At 59.2% G+C, this 22,320-nt stretch carries 18 protein-coding genes; 9 read left to right on the top strand and 9 right to left on the bottom strand.

What is annotated here, in order from left to right:
* Positions 1–33 precede the first annotated feature (33 nt).
* The 3 genes from H7C19_RS16880 to H7C19_RS16890 all read right to left on the bottom strand — a co-directional run bounded on the left by H7C19_RS16880 (position 34) and on the right by H7C19_RS16890 (position 3,824).
* Complete coding sequence (locus H7C19_RS16880) at positions 34–1,395, bottom strand: hypothetical protein (RefSeq protein ID WP_185143834.1); 1,362 nt, start codon at positions 1,393–1,395, stop codon at positions 34–36.
* Positions 1,382–1,918 (bottom strand): sigma-70 family RNA polymerase sigma factor, encoded by a 537-nt coding sequence (locus H7C19_RS16885; RefSeq protein ID WP_185143835.1) that lies wholly within the window; start codon positions 1,916–1,918, stop codon positions 1,382–1,384. Before H7C19_RS16885 ends, H7C19_RS16880 begins: the two co-directional genes overlap by 14 nt.
* A 472-nt stretch (positions 1,919–2,390) precedes the next feature.
* Positions 2,391–3,824 (bottom strand): NAD-dependent malic enzyme, encoded by a 1,434-nt coding sequence (locus H7C19_RS16890; RefSeq protein WP_221469304.1) that lies wholly within the window; start codon positions 3,822–3,824, stop codon positions 2,391–2,393.
* 256 nt (positions 3,825–4,080) lie between these two features.
* Here H7C19_RS16890 and mtnK point away from each other — a divergent pair, with 256 nt between their 5' ends.
* Both mtnK and mtnA read left to right on the top strand, forming a co-directional pair.
* Positions 4,081–5,292, top strand: coding sequence for an S-methyl-5-thioribose kinase (mtnK, locus tag H7C19_RS16895; RefSeq protein ID WP_185143836.1), 1,212 nt, complete (start codon positions 4,081–4,083; stop codon positions 5,290–5,292).
* Between the two features lie 30 nt (positions 5,293–5,322).
* Entirely contained in the window at positions 5,323–6,402 is a 1,080-nt protein-coding gene (gene mtnA / locus H7C19_RS16900) for an S-methyl-5-thioribose-1-phosphate isomerase (RefSeq protein WP_185143837.1), read from the top strand.
* A 23-nt stretch (positions 6,403–6,425) separates the two neighbouring features.
* On the opposite strand, the gene H7C19_RS16905 is transcribed toward mtnA, so the two are convergent.
* The gene (locus H7C19_RS16905; RefSeq protein ID WP_185143838.1) at positions 6,426–6,755 is read right to left on the bottom strand and encodes a YunC family protein; all 330 of its coding nucleotides are present in this window, start codon (positions 6,753–6,755) and stop codon (positions 6,426–6,428) included.
* 297 nt (positions 6,756–7,052) lie between these two features.
* On the opposite strand from H7C19_RS16905, the gene H7C19_RS16910 reads away from it, so the two are divergent.
* Positions 7,053–7,478 (top strand): hypothetical protein, encoded by a 426-nt coding sequence (locus H7C19_RS16910; protein WP_185143839.1) that lies wholly within the window; start codon positions 7,053–7,055, stop codon positions 7,476–7,478.
* Between the two features lie 101 nt (positions 7,479–7,579).
* On the opposite strand, the gene H7C19_RS16915 is transcribed toward H7C19_RS16910, so the two are convergent.
* From H7C19_RS16915 to H7C19_RS16925, 3 genes are all read right to left on the bottom strand, one after another.
* Positions 7,580–9,400 (bottom strand): putative bifunctional diguanylate cyclase/phosphodiesterase, encoded by a 1,821-nt coding sequence (locus tag H7C19_RS16915; RefSeq protein ID WP_313731731.1) that lies wholly within the window; start codon positions 9,398–9,400, stop codon positions 7,580–7,582.
* A 121-nt stretch (positions 9,401–9,521) separates the two neighbouring features.
* Complete coding sequence (locus tag H7C19_RS16920; RefSeq protein WP_185143841.1) at positions 9,522–9,899, bottom strand: DUF423 domain-containing protein; 378 nt, start codon at positions 9,897–9,899, stop codon at positions 9,522–9,524.
* 357 nt (positions 9,900–10,256) lie between these two features.
* Positions 10,257–12,689 carry a type IA DNA topoisomerase gene (locus tag H7C19_RS16925; protein ID WP_185143842.1) on the bottom strand — a complete coding sequence of 811 codons (2,433 nt, stop codon included), beginning with the start codon at positions 12,687–12,689 and terminating at the stop codon, positions 10,257–10,259.
* Between the two features lie 225 nt (positions 12,690–12,914).
* On the opposite strand from H7C19_RS16925, the gene H7C19_RS16930 reads away from it, so the two are divergent.
* From H7C19_RS16930 to glxB, 6 genes are all read left to right on the top strand, one after another.
* Positions 12,915–14,546, top strand: coding sequence for a response regulator (locus tag H7C19_RS16930; RefSeq protein ID WP_185143843.1), 1,632 nt, complete (start codon positions 12,915–12,917; stop codon positions 14,544–14,546).
* 1 nt (position 14,547) lies between these two features.
* Positions 14,548–16,335 carry a cache domain-containing sensor histidine kinase gene (locus H7C19_RS16935; RefSeq protein WP_185143844.1) on the top strand — a complete coding sequence of 596 codons (1,788 nt, stop codon included), beginning with the start codon at positions 14,548–14,550 and terminating at the stop codon, positions 16,333–16,335.
* Positions 16,336–16,353: 18 nt separating this feature from the next.
* The gene (locus H7C19_RS16940) at positions 16,354–17,337 is read left to right on the top strand and encodes a substrate-binding domain-containing protein (RefSeq protein WP_185143845.1); all 984 of its coding nucleotides are present in this window, start codon (positions 16,354–16,356) and stop codon (positions 17,335–17,337) included.
* Positions 17,338–17,355: 18 nt separating this feature from the next.
* Entirely contained in the window at positions 17,356–18,891 is a 1,536-nt protein-coding gene (locus H7C19_RS16945; RefSeq protein WP_185143846.1) for an extracellular solute-binding protein, read from the top strand.
* 362 nt (positions 18,892–19,253) lie between these two features.
* Positions 19,254–19,532 (top strand): ArsR/SmtB family transcription factor, encoded by a 279-nt coding sequence (locus H7C19_RS16950; RefSeq protein WP_185143897.1) that lies wholly within the window; start codon positions 19,254–19,256, stop codon positions 19,530–19,532.
* A gap of 100 nt (positions 19,533–19,632) precedes the next feature.
* On the top strand, positions 19,633–20,016 hold the full coding sequence (gene glxB / locus H7C19_RS16955; RefSeq protein WP_185143847.1) for a methylglyoxalase: 384 nt from the start codon (positions 19,633–19,635) through the stop codon (positions 20,014–20,016).
* A 599-nt stretch (positions 20,017–20,615) separates the two neighbouring features.
* On the opposite strand, the gene H7C19_RS16960 is transcribed toward glxB, so the two are convergent.
* Both H7C19_RS16960 and H7C19_RS34340 read right to left on the bottom strand, forming a co-directional pair.
* Positions 20,616–21,479 carry an IS3 family transposase gene (locus H7C19_RS16960; protein WP_313731746.1) on the bottom strand — a complete coding sequence of 288 codons (864 nt, stop codon included), beginning with the start codon at positions 21,477–21,479 and terminating at the stop codon, positions 20,616–20,618.
* An 11-nt stretch (positions 21,480–21,490) separates the two neighbouring features.
* Entirely contained in the window at positions 21,491–21,787 is a 297-nt protein-coding gene (locus tag H7C19_RS34340; protein ID WP_221469299.1) for a transposase, read from the bottom strand.
* Between the last annotated feature and the right edge of the window lie 533 nt (positions 21,788–22,320).

The following is a 22,320-nucleotide window of genomic DNA, read 5'->3' on the forward strand; positions in this document are numbered from 1 at the left end:
CCGCAACCTTGTCGCTTCATTATAACACAAAGGCTACTGCGGCTGCGGGATATCGATGCGCGTCTCCAGTTCGGGAAGGTAGGTGAGGGCGACGGTCTTCCGGGTGACAAATGTGAGCTTCTCATCTGAGGAAATCGCCGGGTAGACAGCTGTACGTTCTTGAAGATCGACAGTCATATCGTAAGGCTCTAGCGCTTGAAGCGCTATGCCTTCTTCTCCAATCAGATTCCAAGCGCTCTGCTGCAAAGGATTCGAGCCTACCGTCCTGTAATTTACGACCGTTCGCTCTTTCTGGTATTCGATGCCGGTGATCAACGTGTAGCCCGCATCCCCTTGAGGGAGTTTCAGCGGTCGCTCCTGCGTCGGCTTCTCGTTCAACGGCGTTTTAAATAGATAGAGTTGGGCTTTCGCTGAATCGCTTTCCATGTCGACTTGATTGACCTTAACCGTGATGTACTTTGTGCCCGCTGGAAGCGGCGCCGTCCGGAGTACTTTTCCTTCATCAAAATAGATCGGCAGCCATTTCCCTTTATCGTCGACTAGTTCAATATGGTCTGCGAAAGGCGCATTATCCTCAACCTTAGGAGACAATGAATACCTCAAATTAGTCGTCAACTCGTTTGCAGCGATACCTGTAATATGCAGGATTCCATTGGAACTTATTTCTTTAATGTTCAAATCTGTATACGAATTACGCAACATTTCGACGGGCATATTCAATTGCCAATTTCCTTTTTTATTGCCAACACGCGACACTTGCAAGCTCAACTCGAAAGAAGGCGGGCGATAGTCGAACAAGGCGGCATGAATAGTGCCTTCATATACTTGCCCTTCCTCGTTTCCCTTCACCTCTTCGATGGGATAAGTCAAGGTAGCTGGTTGGTCTGAGGAAGGACGTACGCCATTCACGAGAATTCCCGCATCGATCGTGGGGAGATTTTTTGCGGACTTCGAGACGGGATACGAACCCTCACGAACCTCCGATTCTTCCCCCGATTGCCCCATTCGGATCAAGTAATGAATAGCTAAATACAACCCATCGTAATCGACCTTCGTCACCTGGAACTCGATCCCCTGATTCTTCACGCTCGGCAGCTGCGCCGTTGCCGTCGCGCTTGGAGCTGGCGAAGCGGCGCCGACGCTCGGAAGCAGACTCCTCAAGTTTACAGGCGCTCCGCCTGAAGAGACCAGTCCCAGCCACGCAATGCCGAGGATGCCTAGCGACACGGCTGCGGTCATCGTCGTTTGGCGCACGCGCGCTTGTCGACGCAGCATTGTGCGTGTAGGCAAGGTTTGAAGCGTCTCCTCGATCCGGTTAGCCACGATGAACGGAATCTCGATCGCTTCTTCTCTTTTCCACGAGCGCAGCGCGTCTTCGATCTCAATGGAGCTCATATCCCATCCCCCTCTCTTCCGTATCTTCCAGCCAGACGGCCAACTGCTTGCGAGCGCGGTGCAGTCGCGACTTGAGCGTACCTTCCGGGATATCCATCCACTCGGCCAGACGGTTCAGCGGCACGTCCGCGAGATAGTGCAGCCGCACAAGCGTGCGCAGAGGCTCGTCCAGCCGTCCGACGGCCGCTCGGAGGTCCAAGTCGGGCATCGTCATCTCCGCGCTCTCCTCCGCCCACACTTCCGACAGGCTGACGCTACGGCGGCGCCCGATCCGCTGACACTCCCGGATGAGGATCCGCATCATCCACGTCTTGAAAAAATCAGGCTCGCGCAGCTTCGTGACGCCCCGGTAAGCCTGCAGGATGGCTTCCTGCAACGCATCCGCGCAATCCTCGTCGCTCCGCAGCAGCGTCCGCGCCATGCGGTACATCTCCCCGCTAAACTCCCGTACGAGACGGGAGAATGCCTCGCGGTCCCCGTCCCGCGCCAATCGAACGTCCGTATCCCAAGCCAGATCCGGCAATTGCAGCCACTCCTCTCCCCCGACTGTTTCTATTTCTACTCGTTAGAGGGCCGATCCCTTCAATCGGTTCGTTAAAATATCAAAATAGGTCACCCATTATCCATTGGGGTGAAAATCCGAGGAGAGAAAAGCAAAAGAGGTTGGCCGAAAGTGGAGTTAGCCGGTTCCGGCGGTTAACGAACCCGGAAATGGACCGTACAAGGGGTAGATAACCGCTTTCGGCGGCTAACGCACCTGGAAACGGACCGTACACGGGGTAGATAGCCGCTCTAACCGACTATCTCCGGGGAAAACGGGCTTTACGCGAGGGAGATAACCGCTTTCGGCGGCTATCGCACCCCGAAATGGACCGCTCCTGATCAAGATAACCGCTTTCTACGGTTATCTCCTTCCGCCGACACCCCTGCAGCTCGTCCAATACTAAAAAGGCCTGCAAGCGACCGAGTCGCTTGCAGGCCTTCAACATTAACCTTTAAATCTCGTCCGCGGGCTCGCGCTTGTCGACGCGGCGGGCGACGCGGTCCGCATAGGCCGCGTTCACGACAGCGCGGCGGACGGACTCGACCACGTCCGCGTTGAAGACGCTGGGCACGATGTACTCCGGGTTCAACTGCTGTTCCGTCACGACCGCGGCGATCGCGCGGGCCGCGGCCAGCTTCATCCCTTCCGTGATGCGCGAGGCGCGGCAATCGAGCGCCCCCCGGAAGATGCCGGGGAAGCAGAGCACGTTGTTGATTTGGTTCGGATAATCGGAGCGTCCGGTGCCGACGACGGCCGCGATCCCTTCGAGCAGCTCCGGACGAATCTCGGGCTCCGGGTTGGCCATGGCGAAGACGATCGGATCGGCGGCCATGCCGCGCACGAATTCCGGCTTGAGCACGCCGGGTCCCGATACGCCGATGAAGGCGTCCGCGCCGCGAAGCGCGTCGGCCAATCCGCCTTCGATTCCTTCCGGGTTCGTATGCTCGGCGCACCATTGCCATGCGATGTTGTCGTACGTTTTCGCTCCGGAGAGGATGCCCTCCCGGTCGACGGCGATCACGACGGGGACGCCCGCGGAATGCAGCATCTTGACGATAGCCATGCCCGCCGCCCCGATGCCGCAGACGACGACGCGCATATCGCCGAGCTTCTTGCCGACGCACTTCGCCGCGTTCATGAGCGCGGCGATCAGGACGACCGCCGTGCCGTGCTGGTCGTCGTGGAAGACCGGAATGTCCAGCAGCTCCTGCAGCCGGCGCTCGATCTCGAAGCACCGGGGCGACGAGATGTCCTCCAGGTTGATGCCGCCGAAGCCCGGCGCGAGCGCACGCACGATCTCGACGATGGCGTCCGGATCCTGGGTATCCAGACAGATCGGGAAGGCATCGACGCCGGCCAGCTCCTTGAACAGCATCGCCTTGCCTTCCATGACTGGCATGGCAGCCGCGGGACCGATATTGCCAAGGCCGAGTACAGCGGTGCCGTCGCTGACGACGGCTACGGTGTTGCGCTTAATCGTAAGAGAGAATGCGGAGGCCGGATCTTCATGGATCGCCATGCACACCTTGGCTACGCCAGGGGTGTAGACGCGGGACAGGTCGTCCCGGGTACGGATCTTGATCTTGGGCGTCACTTCCAGTTTGCCGCCGAGATGCAGGAGCAGCGTTTGGTCCGAGACGTTCACGACGCGCACGCCCGGCACCTGCCGGATCGCGTCTACGATCGCCTCCATCGAAGCCTCCGCCCGTATCGTTAAGTCGCGGATGCTCCGCTGCCCGGCGCGAATCACGTCAATCGCCACAATATCGCCGCCCGCCGCGCCTACAGCCGTCGCTATCGAGCCGAACAGCGCGCGGTCAGCTTCCATTTCAAGACGTACGATCAGATTGGATCCGTCCATCGCAATTCCTCCTGTATTCGCCAGATGCCATTACCTTATCATGTCCGCAGGGGCCGCCGCCAGTTACCCCTGTTCGGCGTTAACGCGTTCCATTATAATAGAGTACGAGAAAGATGAATCCGAGCAGCGCCTTGATCCGTCCACGGAGAGGCACAGCCGCCAGGGGACCCCCCGCCGGTTGTGCTTTTTTTGCGGGTCCGATTGCTTTATACTGTGCTAAGGTGTGTCCGCCCGCGAAGGCGGACAAGCAGGCGAACTTATCCGGAGGTGTATGTAGAAAATGAGCAAGTACCACCCGCTTAGCGAAGCGGAAGCGATCGAGATCGCAAGCTCGATTCAAGAAGTGTTCCCCACGGGCGAACCGCTAGTCTCCCGCGAGATCGGGGACGGCAACCTGAACCTGGTGTTCCATATCATGCAGCCGGCGACCGGCCGCAGCGTGATCGTCAAGCAGGCGCTGCCCTACGCCAAAGTCGTTGGCGAATCCTGGCCGCTCAGCCTGGATCGCGCCCGGATCGAAGCCGAAGCGCTCCTGAAGCAAGGCGAGCTGGCCCCGGGGCTCGTTCCCGCCGTCTACAAGACGGATGCGGAGCTGGCCCTCACCGTCATGGAAGACCTGAGCGATCACGTCATCATGCGCCGCGGTCTCATCGAAGGCGGCACGTATCCCGCGTTCGCGGAGCATCTGTCCGACTTTCTCGCGAACACGCTCTTCTTCACTTCCGATCTGGGCATGAACCAGCAGGACAAGAAGAAGACGCTCGCGGGCTTCATTAACCCGGATCTGTGCAAGATCACGGAAGACCTGATCTTCGACGATCCGTATCGCGACGCGGACACGAACAGCATCGAAGACCACATCCGCGACGCGGCCGAAGCGATCTGGAGAGACGAAACGCTTCATCTCGAAGTCGCGCTGCTCCGGGAGAAGTTCCTGACGCACGCCCAAGCGCTGCTCCACGGCGACCTGCATACCGGCAGCATCTTCGTCACGCCGGAATCGACCAAAGTGATCGATCCCGAATTCGCCTACTTCGGCCCGATGGGCTTCGATATCGGCGCGCCGATCGCCAATCTGCTCCTTCACTTCGCGTCCCAAGAGCATTGGAGCGCGGACGAGGCCGCCCGCCGCGACCGCCGGGCCTACCTGCTGGAGACGATCCGCGAGCTGTGGACCGGATTCGACCGGAAGTTCCGGAAGCTGTGGGACGAGAAAGGCGTCGATCGTGTCGCCCGCGCCAAGGGCTATCAAGACGACTATATGCGCCGCTTGCTGCAGGATACCGTAGGCTTTGCCGGCGCCAAAGCGCTGCGCCGCGTCTACGGCCTCGCCCATGTGGCCGATATCGACACGATCACGGACGCGGCCGCGCGCGAAAGGGCGCAGCGTCTGGCCTTGGCGATCGCGCGGAACCTCATTCTGCGCCATCGCCAGGCGGAATCCATCGAAGACGTCATTCGCATCGCCGAAGCGGCCGCGAACGGGCAATAATCTACGACAACTGCAAAGGAGACCTGCATCATGAGCGAGCAAACCCCCTCCGCGGACGCGGCATCCAAGGTGCTGCAGCCGGTGCGCTGGACTGACGGCGCCTTGTCGCTGCTGGATCAACGGCTCCTGCCGGAAGAAACGGTCTATCTGATCTTAAAGACGCCTCAGGACGTCTGGGATGCGATCCGCGAACTGAAGGTCAGGGGCGCGCCGGCAATCGGCATCGCCGCCGCGTTCGGCGTCGTGCTGGGCGTGCAAGATTTCTCCGGCGACGTCCGGGAGCTGGCTGCCGAAGCCGTGCGCCATGCCGAACACCTGGCGACTTCCCGCCCGACGGCGGTCAACCTGTTCTGGGCGCTCGACCGCATGAAGGCGCGCGCGAATGCGTCGGCGCAAGCCGGCGCAGCTACCCCCGACGCGATCGAAGCGCTGCTGGCGGAGGCCCAGCAGATCCAGGCCGAGGACGAGGAGACGAACCGCAAGATCGGCGAGTTTGCGCTGACGCTCTTCCGGGACGGCATGGGCGTATTGACGCACTGCAACGCCGGCGGCCTCGCCACCTCCAAGTACGGAACGGCGTTGGCACCCTTCTATCTGGCGCTGGAGCAAGGCATCGCGCTCAAAGTGTTCGCCGACGAGACGCGTCCGGTGCTTCAAGGCGCCCGCCTGACCGCCTTCGAACTGCAGCAGGCCGGCGTCGACGTCACTCTGATCACCGACAACATGGCAGCCCACGTCATGTCCAAGGGATGGGTGCAAGCCGTCATCGTCGGGACCGACCGCGTCGCCGCGAACGGCGACGTCGCCAACAAGATCGGCACCTACGGCGTGGCCGTCATGGCCAAAGCGCACAACATTCCGTTCTACGTGGCTTGTCCGCTGTCCACGATCGACCTGTCGACGCCTACCGGCGCCGACATTCCGATCGAAGAGCGCCATCCGGACGAAGTGACCCAAGGCTTCGGCAAGCGGACCGCCCCGGCCGGCGTGAAGGTCTACAACCCCGCCTTCGACGTGACGCCGAACGAGCTGGTCACGGCCATCGTCACCGAGCGCGGCATCGTCCGCGCGCCGTACGCCGAAGGACTGCGTCAATTGTTCGAAGGCTAATCGTCCGGCACCTGCGAATGCGGTTACTCCTTGGGGGTAACCGCATTCGTCTTTGCCAGGATCGCCACCGCGTCGCGCCCGATCGTCCCCGGCACGATACCGAGCGCGCGCGCCTCGTCGGTGACGGACTCCATCGGCGCCGCCAGCAGCTGCTCGAGCGTCTTCACGCCGACCGCCCGGGCGGCGATAATCCGGCGATCCTTCAGCCTGTCGTTCAACAGGCCGACATCCAGGGCGCCGCACATGATGTATCCGTCCCCGGCGGTTACGGCCAGCAGCGTCGTCTTCGGCAACAGCACTTCGACGCCAAGGGCCGTATGTCCATCGATCTCGAGAGGTACAAGTCGTATCACAGCTATCACCTCCGGAGCTCATATCAATCCGGCTTCGTCGTTCCCGGAAGAAGGCGGGTGCGCTAATGACCGGAGACGCATCGGAGAGCGGTCGGCTGCAATGCCGACGGATCGCCCCTTCCGAAGCGCCGGGCCGAACCCCGCGTCCTCCTAGGTCTTGCGTTACATGATATGCGCCTTGGCGACTAATCCGCGCTGGATGAACACCCATTTGGGACTATGTGGGACAACCGATTCGTGATATATTACTCCTAGACAGTCAACGGCAGCTTGGCTTCGAGAGGATGAAGACATCCTATGTCCAACACAGTAAAGACCTCCGCAGACGGTTCCTATCTGTTTCAAGTCGAAATTCTCGTGAACGCGTCCACCAACGGCGCTGCCTTGGAGCAGCTGCTTCACGCGCTCAACGAAGGATCCTTTGCCGATTATCGCATTCAATCGGGCATCCGCCTCGGCGAGACGATCGAGGAGACCCTCGAACAGGCGTCCGGGAAGAGCCAGGTGCTGACGGAGACGCTGGACGCCCGCATCCGGCAATACATTCAGACGAGCAGACTGATCCGCGTTCAAGTGAACAAAGGAAAAGGCGTTAAGCTCAGCATGCCTTGCCGGGTCGTCAACTTCGATCCGGACAACGAACTGCTCACCCTCTACCATGTCGACGAGAAGCGGGTCTACTCCATTCAATTGAACGAGATCGACGACTTCATCGCGGACTGAAACGGATAAGAACCTACGACGAAGAACGCCTCAAGCTCATAATGAGCTTGAGGCGTTCTTCGTGCAGCGTGCAGATACGGCATGCATTCGGAAAGGGAGCGCTAGACGGGGTGCGTCGAAATCGTTTGGAGCGTCTCGACTCTGCCGAGGGCGAGCAGATTCTCCACCGCCTCGGAAGGCACCGGCGGGCTGCCGTAGTAGCCCTGCATCTCGTCGCAGCGGTGATGCTGGAGGAAGCGGACCTGCTCCTCGTTCTCCACGCCTTCCGCGATGACCTGCAGCTGCAGATTGTGCGCCATCGCGATGATGGCGGCGACGATCGCGCGGTCGTTCGGGTCCTGCTGGATGTCCCGAACGAAGGAACGATCGATCTTGAGGCTGCCGATCGGCAGCCGCTTCAAGTAATGGAATGAGCTGTACCCGGTCCCGAAGTCGTCGACGCTGATGCCGACGCCGAGCGCGGTCAAGGCCTTCAGGTAGGATAGCGCCCGCTCCACGTCCATCGTCATGCTCTCCGTGATCTCCAGCTTCAGATAGCGCGGCTCCAGCCCCGTCTCTTCGAGAATGGCGGCAACCTTGCCGACCAAGTCCATCTGCGCGAATTGGCGGAAGGACAGGTTGACCGACACCGGGATCGGCGGCAAGCCCGCATCCTGCCAAGCCCGGTTCTGGCGGCAGGCTTCTCTTAGCACCCAATCGCCGAGCGCCACGATCATGCCGCTGTCTTCGGCGGCCGGGATGAACGCGATCGGCGGCACGAGCCCCCGCTCGGGGTGGCGCCAGCGGATCAGCGCCTCCAGCCCGACGATCCGCCCGTCGACGAGGTCGTACTGCGGCTGATAGTAGAGCATGAACTGCTTCAGATGCAGCGCTTCGATCAGTTCGTGCTGGAGCGTAAGCTTATGTAGGGCCGTATTCTCGAACTCCGATTTGTAGAGCGTATAACCGTTGCGTCCGTTCTCCTTCACCCGATGCAGCGCGGTATCCGCCTTCTTGATCAGCATGCCGGCATCGTCGCCCGCCTCGACGTTGAGCGAGAGACCGACGCTGACCGTCACGTGGAGCGGAATGCCCCCCAGCTCGAACGGCTCGTCGAACTGCCGCAGCACGGCTCCGATCCGGGCGGCGGCTTCCTCGGCGTCGTTCACGACGAACATGCCGACGAATTCGTCGCCCTCCATCCGCGCGAGATCTTCCTGAATGTCGAAACAGCGGGTCAGCCGCTCGGCGATCTGCAGCAGCAGGATGTCTCCCGTGTCCCGACCGTACGAGGCGTTCACCAGTTTGAAGCGGTCGACGTCGAGATAGAAGACCGCGATCGACGGGCTGCCTGGATTCGGTTCCGACAGCCGCTCCTGCAGGCGATTCATGAAGAATCGGCGGTTGGGCAAGCCGGTCATGTCGTCGTAATACGCCATATAGCGAATCCGCTCCAGCGAGCGTCTGCGCTCGCTAATGTCCTGCGTGAAGACGACGATGCCTTCGATCCGTCCTTCGCGGACGAGCGGCGCCGTCTCGATATTGAGATCGATGGGATGCCCCGCCGCGTGCATGACCTGCACGTCGGCCGTGCAGCGCTCGCCCTGCAGCGTCTTGCGGAAGATCTGCATGCCCTGCCCACGCGAATTCTCGGCGAGCAGTTCCAGCAACGAACGGCCGATAAGCTGCTCCTTCGGACGGCCGATCGTCGTCATCGGATCGCGGTTCATGCGTTCGAAGCTGCCTTCTCGGTCGATCACGGCGAAGAACAGCGGGCTTTCTTCAAGCAAGGCGAGCAGTTCCGCATCGTGCGACCGCTTGGCGGCTTTGGATTTGCGTCGTTCCCGAGCCAGGAACCAACCCAATGAAGCGGTGCTTAAGGCCCATATGCCGCTGGCGGCGATCCAAGCGGGCCAGAGGCCGTCGATATGCCATCCGTTCACGAGGCGACTTCCTTTCTCCCGGTTGGGGAAACATGTCATTTCATGTCCATCCCATTATAGATCAAGTCGCGAAAACGTGACATTGAATTTTCAAAATTTTTCCGGAACGGCCAAGCGGACGTCAGTCCTTCGGCTTCCGGGCGGCCAGCAGCAGGCAGAGCCAGCCGGCCAGAAAAGCGACGCCGCCAAGCGGCGTAATCGCGCCGAGCGGCTTGATCCCGCTGAGGGACAAAGCGTAAAGGCTCCCGGAGAACAGCACCGTGCCGATGACGAGCAGCCGCGCAGCCCACTGCGTCAGCTTCGCGGAGGGAAGCCGGTCGGCCAGCAGCGCGATGAGCAGAATGCCGAGACCATGGTACATCTGGTATCGAACGCCCGTCTCGAACACCGCCAGATCGTCGGCCGACAGCGTCTCCTTCAGGGAATGGGCGCCGAAAGCCCCGAACGCCACGGCGAGACCCGCGACGGCTGCACCGATCTTCACATACTTCAGCAACATCGATATTCCTCCCTCGATCTTCTCTGTATCATCATAACCGACGCCGAACGGACTTGCCACGTGTGATCGGACCTTCCGTATGACGAAGCGATGACGAAGCTTCGGCAATCTTCTCATGTTTGTTAAATATTTAAAGTTTCCCTGATTAAAATAGGGTGTCCCGCGTCATCACCCTGATGACCAGGACACCCTATTTGATTCTTTTGTACCGTGGCCTGGGGCTATTGTGAATGTGCGTAGTCTACATACGCACATCCCCACATTCTGCTCGTCAACCGCCAATGTGCGTAGTCTACATACGCACATCGCGCCATTCGGCGCGCCGACCGCAAATGCTGGGCTCTCTGGCGTTCCCGACTACGACAGCCGCTCCAGCTTCAATGCCCCTGTGGCCGGATCCGCAAGCGTCAGACGTCCGTCGAAGGAGGCGCCGTGTTCGTCCTTGAACTTCAGCTTGCCCGTCTGCCCCTTCTCGATCAGGCTGCTCACCATCGCGTCGGTCAGCGACTTGCCGAAGCTATCCTTCCAGATCACGAACTTGCAGCCCGTCTTGTAATGGCTGCAGCCGTACCCTTTGCGGCCCATGAAGATCTGGCCGCCGCAGCCCGGCCGCGGACAGCGCGCCACGACCGACGGCCCCGCGGCCGCAGCCTGCGTTGGCGGAGCGGGCTTCCGGTCCGGGGCGCTCGCGAGCGAGGCGCGCGATCGCTGGCCAACGGCCGCGTCCGGGCGCGAAGAGGTCGCCATCGCGGAGGCCGCAGCAGCGCCTCCGCCGCCCGATCCGACACGCCCGGTGGCAGCAGCGCGCGGCTTGCGGGTCGCCTTGCCCTTGACCGAGCCGCCGCCCGCGCCTTCGTCCGCGTCGGAAGAACCTCGGCTCCCGGCGCGGCCGCCGCCCTTGGCCGGCTTCTCCGGCCGCGCGAAAGCCGCCTTCGCCGCCGGGCGCTGAACACGCACCTTGTCGACGATGAGCCGGGTGAACTTCTGTACGTTCGCCATAAACGTCTCCGCGGAGGCTTGGCCGCGGGCGATCTCGTTCAGGCGGCGCTCCCACTGTCCCGTCATCTCCGGCGAAGCCAGCAGCTCGACGCCCGCGCCGCGGATGAGCTGGATCGCCGAGCGGCCCTTCGGCGTGATGACGATCTTCTTGCCCTGCATCTCGACGTAGCCGACCTGCTTCAGCCGCTCGATCGTCGCCGCCCGCGTCGCCGGCGTGCCGAGCCCCGAGTCCTTCATCGCGTCGCGCAGCTCCTCGTCCTCGATCTGCTTGCCCGCGCTCTCCATCGCCTTCAGCAGCGTGCCCTCGGTGAACGCCTTCGGGGGCTGCGTCTCCTTCGCCTTGGCTTCCGCCTCGACGCAGGCCGCCTCCTTGGCGGCGTCCAGCTCGAAGGGCGCGTTCGTCTCCTCTTCCTCCTCGCGCTCCTGCTCCGCGCCGTCCTCCGACGCGCCGCCCTTGCCCTTCTTCGGTGGCGCGCCCGATCCCGGCTGCTGATCGCCGTATACGACTTTCCAGCCCGGGGACAGCAGCTGCTTGACGGTCGTCTTGAACGTCTCGCGCTCGACCTCGGTGAGCACCGTATGCACCCGGTATTCCGCCGGCGGGTAGAAGTGCGAGACGAAACGCCGCACGATCATCTCGTACAGCTTGCGCTCGTCCGGGGAGAGCCCCTGCGCTTTTTTCGCCGTCGGCATGATCGCGTGATGATCCTCGACCTTGGCCGGATTGCACACGCCGCGGTTGCCCGTATGGACGAGCCGTTTGTTGCCGCCCGCGGCGATGGCCTCGAACTCCGTGCCGCGAAGGGCGTCGAGCGCGCGGTGCATCTCGGGAATGTTCTCGTTGTTCACGTAGTTGGAGTTCGTCCGCGGGTAGGTGATCGCCTTGTGCTTCTCGTACAGCGCCTGCGCCACGTCGAGCGTCTTCTTGGCAGAGAAGCCGAGCTTCCCGTTCGCTTCCCGCTGCAGCAGCGTCAAGTCGTACAGCCGCCACGGGTACTCCTTCGTCTCCTTCACCTCGTAGCTGGCGATCCGCCCCGTCTTGCCCCGGACTTTCTCTGCCAGCCGCTCGGCCTGGGCGGGATCCATGATCCGCTCGCCCTGCCACAAGCCGCGGTATGTCGTCTCGCCTTGCGCGAACACCGCCGATACCTCGTAATATTTGAGCGAATCGAACGACTCGATCTGAATCTGCCGATCGTAGATCAGCGCCAGGACGGGCGTCTGCACCCGCCCGACGGACAGCAGCTCGTTGTGCTTCGTCGTGAAGGCGCGCGAGCCGTTCATCCCGATCAGCCAGTCCGCTTCGCTGCGCGCCTGCGCGGCGCGGGTCAGATTGTCGTACTCGGCGCCGTCCTTCAGCTCCTCGAACCCTCGGCGGATCGTCTCCGCGGTCAGGTCCGAGATCCACAGCCGCTTCACCGGCTGCGCGAGACCCAGGTGCCGCTGGATGAGCGAGAAGATATGCTGACCTTCCCGCCCGGCGTCGCACGCGTTGACGAGCCGGTCGCACCGGCCGGCCAGCTCGCGGATCACCTGCAGCTGGTCCTTCGTCCGCGGGTTCGGCAGCAGCTTGAACCGCTCGGGGATGATCGGCAAGTCGTCGAAGCGCCATTTCTTGTATTTCTCGTCGTAGAGGTCCGGCTCCGCCAGTCCGATCAGATGACCGATCGCCCACGTGACGATATACCGCTCGCCCTCCAGGTAGGACCGCTTGTTCGTCGCCTTCGGCTCCAGCACGGCCGCGATATTCCGCCCCATGTCGGGCTTTTCGGCGATTACCAACGTTTTCAACGGACATGTTCCTCTCTATAGCCCGGCATGGCCTAGTTTCCCTATTATAGCATATCGGCCAAAACGGCCGCGGATCGCGCAGAAGGAACGTCCGCCATCGGGGATTAGAAGATTTTTCCCCCTGGCTGGAGGATATTGCCCCTCTGTGCGAGAACAGTTGGATTATGATGAAGAGACCATTACTTGCGAACTACTGCGCGCGGAGATAGAAACGAGGGGACGCCGATGTACAAGGTCATCATCGTCGACGACGAAGCGGTCGTCCGCGACGGTCTGAAGAACACCATCCGTTGGGAAGAGCATGGCTTCTCGTTGATCGGAGACTGCGCGAACGGACGCGAAGCCTGGGAAGCGATCGAGCGGCTGAAGCCCGACCTCGTCATCTCGGATATCAGCATGCCTTATATGGACGGGCTTGAGCTGGCGGGTCTCGTCTCGACGCAGTACCCCTATATCAAATTGATCATCCTGACCGGCTACGACCAGTTCGAATACGCCCAGCAGGCGATTCGGCTGAAAGTGTCGGACTTCATATTGAAACCGATTACAGCCCGCGAGATCCGGGAGCTGCTGGACAAGGTCCGCCTGGAGATGGACGCGGACACGCGGCGCCGCGAAGACCTCTCCCGCCTGCAGCACCAGCTGCATCAGAGCCTGCCGCTGCTGAAGGAGCGGTTCCTCGAACGGCTCGTCGCGCTTGAGCTGGGCAAGCCCGAGATCGACGAGCGCTTCGCGTACTTCGGACTGCCGCGGCTCGTGCCGCATTACCTGATCATGGTCGCGGACATCGACGACTTCGGCGTCCGGGAGGCGCACTTCGGCGACGCGCACGATGCGGAGTTTCTGCGGTTCGCCGCGTTCAATATCTTCGAGGAGACCGTCCAGCAGCGGAACGACGTCCTGCTGTTCCGCACGCGCGAGGAACGGATGGTCGCCCTGCTCTTCGGCTGGCCGGAGGAGAGCGATCTCTACGAGCAGGCGTTCGGCATCGCGGAGGAAGTGCGCCATCACGTGGAGAAATTCCTCAAGTTCACGTTAACGATCGGCGTAGGACGCCCGTGCGCGGCGGCCGAACAGCTGCCCGTCTCTTACCGGAGCGCCCTCTCCGCGCTCGACTACCGGTTCCTGCTCGGCAAGAACCGCGTCCTGAGCATCGCCGACATGGAAGCGGCGTCTATAGCGCCGCAGCCGCAGCCGGACATCGAGCGGCTGCTGGCCGCCGCCGTGAAGACCGGCACCGCCTCGGAAGCTTATACGCTGATCGAGCGGCTCGTCGCCGACCTCAAGGCGTCTTGGATGCCGGTCGGCCCCTGCTTCCTGCACGTGCAGAAGGTGGTGCTCACGCTGATGAACGCGATGCAGGAGATGGGCATCGCGAACGGCGCCGACTACGGCAACGGAATTCAGCTGTGGCTGACGGACATCTACCGGTTCAAAACGATAGACGAGATCGAGACGTGGCTGAAGCACGTCGTCGGGACGATGATGGAGGCCGCGTTGGAGAACCGCAACCACTTCACCCTCCAGCAGATCGCGCGGGCCAAGGACTTCATCGAAGCCAACTATATGAACGAGAAGCTCTCGCTGCAGGAGCTGTGCCGCCACGTCCTGATGAGCACGAGCTACTTCAGCCTCGTCTTCAAGCAGCATACGGGCGAGACGTTCATCGAGCACCTGACGCGCATCCGGATCGAGAAGGCGAAGGAGCTGCTGCTCGGCACCCCGCTCAAGTTCTACGAGATCGCCGAGAAGGTCGGCTACGGCGATCCGAACTATTTCAGCATCCTGTTCAAGAAGCACACCGGCGTCACGCCGCGCGACTTCCGGGACCGGCAGGCGAAGGAGACGGATCGCTGACATGTTCCCGGCACGCAGGCCTTTCCGTCCGATTTTCCCGCTGAAGAGCATCCAATCGAGCATCTCCGTCGCCTTCTCGTGCCTCATCCTCGTTACGATCGCGGTCACGAGCCTCATCAGCTACCGGCTCTCGGTCGACGCGGTAGAGAAGAACTCGCAGAACTACATCGAAGAAGTCATTAAGCAGGTCAATACCAACATTCAGTCCTACATCGACAATATGGAGAACATCTCGCTGCTCGCCATGACGAACAAGGACGTCAAATACTACATCTCGAACAACAGCTTCATCAGCGAAGAGGAACGGCGACCCTACGAGAAACGGATCTCGGATCTGTTCCAGTCGATCCTCTATACGCGCAAGGACATCGCCTCGATCATGGTCTTCGGCTACAACGGGCGCTTCGTGTCGGACCGGCGGATCACGAGCCTCAATCCGAACGCCAAGATCGAGGAGCAGCCCTGGTACCGGAACGCGAAGAACGAGGGCGGCAAGTCCGTCATCTCCGCCCCGCACGTGCAGAACATCATCCAGAACGAATACCGCTGGGTCGTCTCGCTCAGCCGCGAGCTGAAGAACACGGACGGCATCACCGCTGACGGCATCTTCCTCGTCGACTTGAACCTGAGCGTCATCAACGACCTGGCCCGGCAGATCAATCTCGGCAAGAAAGGGTACGTCTTCATCGTCGACGACAGCGGCAACATCGTCTACCATCCCCAGCAGCAGCTGATCTACAGCAACTTGCGGACGGAGCATATCGCGGAGGTGACGGCCGCGGGGAGCGGGGATTCGTTCACCGTCGACGACGACGAAGGCAGGCGGTTCTACTCGGTTCAGGACACGAACTTCGGGTGGAAAATCGTCGGCGTCGCCTATGCCGGCGACTTGATCGGGTACAAGAGCACGCTGCGCAACTCGATCCTGATCACCGTGTGCGGGGTCGCCGTCTCTCTGCTGCTGTCGGTCTTCCTCTCCCATCGCCTGTCGCGGCCGATCCGCCACCTGCAGAAGACGATGCGGCTGGTGGAGAAGGGCAACTTCGACGTCAAGACCGAGGTCGGCCAGATGAACGAGATCGGCCAGCTCGGGCGGACGTTCAACATGATGGTCGGCCAGATCAAGAATCTCATGCAAGAGATCATCGATACGCAGGAGAACAAGCGCAAGGGCGAGCTCCAGCTCCTCCAAGCCCAGATCAATCCGCATTTTCTGTACAACACGTTAGACTCGATCGTCTGGATGGCCGAGCAGAAGCAGCACGAGGAGGTCGTACTGATGACGTCCGCCCTCGCCAAGCTGTTCCGCGCCGGCATCACGAAGGATCAGGAGATCGTGCCTATCCGCGTGGAGATCGAGCACATCACGAACTACCTGCTCATCCAGAAGATGCGATACACCGACAAGCTGAACTACAAGCTCGAATTCGCGGACGCGATTCTCCCCTATCGTACGCTGAAGATCCTGCTGCAGCCGTTCGTGGAAAATGCCATCTATCACGGCATCCGCAACAAGCCCGACGTCGGCACCGTTACGATCCGGGGCAAGGAGACGGAGGACGCCATCGTCTTCGAGGTGGAGGACGACGGCGTGGGCATGACGGAAGAGCGGCTGGCCCGCATCTGGGAGACGCCGGACGCGCACGATCTCCGGCGGGGCGGCATCGGCATCAGCAACGTCGACGAGCGGATCCGGCTGTTCTTCGGCCCCGGCTACGGCGTGCGCATCCTAAGCGAGATCGCGGAGGGCACCTGCGTCACCATCACCATCCCCAAAGTCCAAACGTAGAGGAGTGCCGGAACGGCCATGCGCATCCAACGATTCACCCTCGTGCTCGCCCTTCTGCTGCTCGCCGCGGCCGTATACGCCGTCTTCTACTTCAAGCTCTATCAGGCCTCCGCCGGGCAAGAGAAGACCGTCACGCTCCTGCTGAAGTCCAAGAACGTGCGGTCGGACTTCTGGCAGACGGTCAGCGCGGGCGCGGAAGCGGCTGCGAAGGAAGCCGGCGCCGTGCTGGAGATTCACGGCCCGCTGCAGGAGACCGATGCCGACTCGCAGGCCGAGCTGCTGGATGAAGCGATCGACCGGAAGCCCCAAGCGATCGTCGTGGCCCCGATCGACGACGAGCGAATCGTCCGGGAGCTGCAGCGTGCGCAAGCGGCCGGCATCAAGCTCGTCGTGATCGACACGCCTTCGAAGCTGAAGCCGGCCCCCGTATCGGTGGCGAACAACCACCTGGAAGCGGGGCGGCAGGCGGGAATGGCCGTCGTGCGGGCGACGCGGGACAAGCCTTATCTGGCGATCGTGAGCGACTTCAAGGATTCCGGCGTGTCGGCGGAGCGAGAGAAAGGCATTCTGGAGGCGATCTCCCCGTATCCCGCGAGTTATGTAGGCACGTACTACGGCGAAGACTCCGAAGACAAAGCCTACGAGATCGTCAAGCAGGCACTTGCGAGGAAGCCCGGGCTGAACGCCGTCGTCGCGCTGAACGAAGCGGCCGCGCTCGGCGCCGCCAAGGCGCTGAAGGAGAAGGAAGTCACCGACCGGGTCACCCTGATCGGCTTCGACAGCTCGATCTATCAGATCAAGTTGCTGGAGGACGGCAGCTTGAAGGCGATCGTCGTGCAGAAGCCGTTCAACATGGGCTATCTGGGGGTCAAAGCCGCGCTGCAGCTGATCGACGGCAAGAAGACGGCCAAGACGACCTACATCGATTCGCTCATCGTGACCCGGGACAACATGTATTCGCCGGAAAATCAGAAGCTGCTCTTCCCGTTCAACGAGAAATAAAAAGGAGGCCGAGTGGCGATGAAGACAAAGGTTCCGGGTGCCGGACGGGCAGGCGGGCAGCAGAATATCCGCGATTCGGCAACGCCTTCGATTCGGCAGTCTGTTCGCGAAGCGGCCACGAGAGCGGCGACGTCGAACGCGCGGACCGTTCGCGGGGCGTCTGCCAGGGCGGCGACGCCGATCGCGAGGACCGTTCGCGGAGCGGCCGCGAGAGCGGCGACGTCGAACGCGTGGACCGTTCGCGGGGCGGCGGCTCAAGCGCGGATCGGGGCTGTACGCGGAGCGACGGTTGCGGCATCGATCATGCTGTTGGCGGCCGCGCTCGGCGCATGCGCCAAGGCGGATCGGCAGCCGGCGGCGACCATCGACCGCAAACAGTCGCTCATCCGCTTCGTCGCCTCCGAGTACAGCACGGAGACGCGGCCGATCTTGGAGAAGCTCGTCCACGAATTCGAGCTGAAAAACCCGGACATCGCCGTTGAGCTGCAGGTGGCCAACTGGAACGTGCTGGACGGCATCTACACGGCGATGATCAGCCGGAATCAGCCGCCCGACCTGCTGAATACGAACGTATACGCGCATTTCGCCAAAGCCGGCATCTTAAACGACCTGAACGATATCATTTCTCCGGAGCTGAAGCGCAAGTTCTATCCGAATCTTCTGGAGATGGACCAGTTGGAAGGACATCAATATGCGGTTCCTTATGTAGCGTCGACGCGAAATCTCTATTACAACAAAGAGCTGTTCGAAGAGGCGGGAATCGGGGCGCCGCCGACCACCTGGGCCGCGCTGCGGGAGGACGCGCGCAAGATCGTGGAATCCGGCAAGTCCCACGGCTTCGGCGTGGACCTGACGGACGACGAGGTGCAGGCCTACCTCTCGTACTTCTTTTTCGGAGCCGGCGGCGGATGGTTCAAGGACGGCCGATGGACGATCAACTCGCCGCAGAACGTGGAAGGCTTGACGTTCCTCAAAAACCTGTTCGACGACGGGTTGACAGACCCCGAACCGACCGTGACGACGCGGGACGAGAAGCAGCGGATCATGGGCGACGGCAGTCTCAGCATGATGATCTCCGGCAACTACTTCTCATCGGTCGTGCCGCGCGAGTTCCCCGGTCTCAAATGGGGCGTCGGTCCGATCCCGGTCAAGGAAGGCCACGCGCCCGTCTCGTTCAGCGTGCAGGACGTGCTCGTCTCCTTCAAGACGGACCATACGGATCCCGTCGCGATCGCGAAGTTTCTGGACTTCCTCTACGACGATGCCAACTACGAGGAGAACGTCATCCGCGAAGGGTTCATCCCGGTCACGTCGCACGTGGGCGACAAGCTGTCCCAGGCCGATCCGCTCTTGAAGAGCTACCTCGACTCGCTCGGCAAAGCGAAGTTTTATCCGATCCAACAGCCCGCTTGGCAGGCCGTGATGGACAAGGCGCGCAAGATGGGCGACGCCGTGCTCTACGACCACCTGTCGCCGCAGGCCGCGCTCGATCAGCTGCAGCAATTCGCGGTGACCCGCACGAACGAGCTCGCCTCGAAGCATCCCGCCCCCTAACGAAGGGCGGAATTTTTTTATGAAAAGGCTTCTGTTAAACGTTATTGTTGATATTTAGCCATTTTAAATCTCATGGAGGGACGCCTGTCATTAAGGGAATCTACCCTATCTAAAACGTCAATGCGCCGCATTCCCGATTAAAGAACTGGATTTTCCTTTTCAAAGGCGTTGCATCGTTCTCGTTTGAAGTGGACGAAACATACCAGAGTATCCATTCACGTAAGTTTGCGGTATAAACATGGGGTTCAACTGCAACGATGTGACTTTAACTTGTTAAGATAGCATGATACGGTTTCTTAATCATGCAATCATACAGTTGCTTATGCTTGACAAGCAACCGCAGAGTTGCTTATAATCGATATATGAAATGGGACAAAGACGTTATTTTCAAAGCACTTGGCGACTCGACTCGGCGGCTTATATTAGACGAACTATCGGAACGCAACGAGCAGACGTTGTATGAACTTACGGTGCGTCTCATTACGAAGCACGACCTTTCCATTACGCGACAGGCGATAGCTAAACATCTTTCTGCATTGGAAGATGCAGGGCTCGTAAAATCGGAAAAAAGGGGAAAATATCGAGTGGTTATATTTAACAACGAACCACTTAAAAATTTACTGAAAGGATGGGTAGAGTAAATTTAATTAAAACTTCTGACGAATGTATGGGTTTTTCTGATCAGAGCCAGATTGTTAGCAGAGCACCAACGTCGCCAATATCAAAGGAGGCAAAAACATTATGAAAATCATTGTTACCAGTATCTTCGTTCAAGATCAAGATATGGCATTGGAGTTCTATACAGAAACGCTGAGCTTTGTAAAAAAGCATGACGTTCCCATCGGAGAATTTAGATGGATAACGCTTGTTTCTCCCGATGAGCAAGACGGTACCGAGCTTTTACTCGAACCGAATGACCATCCTGCCGCCAAAGAGTATCAAAAGAAGATATTTGCCGATGGCATCCCGGCAACAATGTTTGGCGTTGCAGATCTTAATCAAGAGTATCAACGATTATTGGAAAAAGGCGTGAAGTTTACTATGGAGCCGACAAAAATGGGCGAACTCACAATAGCTGTCTTCGACGATACATGCGGCAACCTTATTCAGATTGCGCAGAAGTAACTTCATGACGAAGTACCTTAGTGATAAACGCCTTTATTGGCAAGTTTTAAGTTCGTTGAAGTGTTTTGATCTAAAATTAAACAACTTTATGTTAACCCTGTCCTATTTTTAGGATGGGGTTATACATTTAGAAGGTCTAAAATGAAATGAGATTAGTTTAAAAAACGGAAATTCAAGCCACCCCATCGAGGTGGCTCATTCTTTGGAGAAAATCAACAATATTCATTAACAGAGCCTTTGATAAAGCACCTGCCTTAAGCATTTTCATCATTGATTGTGACCGGAAACGGTCATCCATGTTTTTTGTACTGGAAGCGGGCCGTCTGCCGCGGTTGCGCGCGACCGCGCGGGAGTTTAACATGGTGCAGCGGCGCGACGAGCACGTCCTGCTCCTGTAACGATAAAAAGTATCGTTACAGCGGCTCTAGGAGCCCGCTCGGCCCCTGTAACGATAAAAAGTATCGTTACAGCGGCGCATGGAGCCCGTTCGGTCCCTGTAACGATAAAAAGTATCGTTACAGCGGCGCATGGAGCCCGTTCGGTCCCTGTAACGATAAAAATGGACCTCTGTCAAGAAAGTAGACACACCATAAGAGAGTTTAGCCGATTCTTTTGTAATACATGGCCTCGAAGCGATCAGGCGATACGTATCCTAACGAGCCGTGAATTCTCTTGCGATTGTAAAAGAACTCAATGTACTCGAACATCTCTTGTTGCGCCTGTACTTTGGTCTTAAAACGCGTACAGTAAATAAACTCTTTCTTCAGTACGCTATGGAAAGATTCAATGCACGCGTTATCATAACAGTTGCCTCTTCGGCTCATGCTAGCTCTCATTTTGTACTTCTTCAGTCTGCTTCGATATTCTTCCGAGGTGTACTGCGAACCCCGATCCGAGTGGTGTAACAGCCCTTTGGCGGGCTTCTTAGCCTCGTAAGCCTGATCAAGCGCAGCTAGCACCAAGTCTGTCGTCATCCGGTCTGCCAGCTTCCAGCCCACGATTTTGCGTGTGTACAGATCTAAGACGCTTGCCAGGTACAACCGCCCTTCACGACATGGGATATAGGTGATATCCGTCACCCATACCTTGTTTGGCGCTTTCGTTTTAAATTGCTGGTTTAGCACGTTTGGTGCGATGGGATTCGTATGATTGGAATCGGTCGTCGTGACCTTGAATTTCTTCGACACGCATGACCGCAATGCGCTCTCCTGCATAAGCTTGCCGACCAATCGCTCGGAAACCGTCCAACCTTCTTGCCTAAGCAGCTTTGTAATCTTGGGGCTCCCATACCGCCGCTTGGAGTCGAGAAATAGCCAGGTAATCCGCGCCACCAATGCCCTTCGGCGCGTTTGGTAGGCGTTCTCGTTCGTTTGTTCCTTACACCACTTGTAGTAGCCGCTCCGTGATACGTCAAGAACTGCGCACATCTTCTCCATTCGAAATTTGGAGCGATGACCTTCGATGAACTGGAACCTTAGTTCCTTTCTTTGCTGAAGATGTGCATGGCTTTTTTTAGGATTGCAATCTCCTCTTTGAGATCTTCAATCGTGCGTTCTTGTTCCTGTAATTGTTTATCTTTTTGACGAAGTGTTTCGCGGTCCGCCAAAGGCTCGTTCTCGAACTTGCGATACTTTCTCATCCACTGCTGCAGTGTACCGACAGGAACGTTTAATTCTTCCCCAATTTGAGGCAAAGTCTTTGTCTGTTCCTGGATGTACATAACCGTCTGTTCTTTGAACTCTTCACTGTAATGCTGTCTTTTCTCACTCATGCCGGACACCTCATCCTCTTGTTATCTTTATTATCTGCCCACTCTTATGAGGTGTCCACTTTTCATTCTACCTTCAAAAGTATCGTTACAGCGGCGCATGGAGCACGCTCGGTCCCTGTAACGATAAAAAGTATCGTTACAGCGGCGCATGGAGCACGCTCGGTCCCTGTAACGATAAAAAGTATCGTTACAGCGGCGCATGGAGCCCGTTCGGCCCCTGTAACGATAAAAAGTATCGTTACGCCACCCCAACCACCGCTTCCCGCGGCTGTAACGATAAAAAGTATCGTTGCGCCACCCCAACCACCGCACTCCGCAGCTGTAACGATAATATGTATCGTTACAGCCCCTCAACCACCGCAGCCGGTAGCTGTAACGATAAAATGTATCGTTACAGCTCCTCAACCACCGCATTCCGCAGCTGAAACGATAAAAAGTATAGTTACTGCCTTATCCGACGATTGAGCCGGGTACGCCGCGCCGCCGCCGAAGCGTCATGCCTCTCGTAGCAGCGACAAACTGAAGCAACTAGC

It is taken from the genome of Cohnella nanjingensis, assembly GCF_014212125.1.
Lineage (GTDB): Bacteria > Bacillota > Bacilli > Paenibacillales > Paenibacillaceae > Cohnella > Cohnella nanjingensis.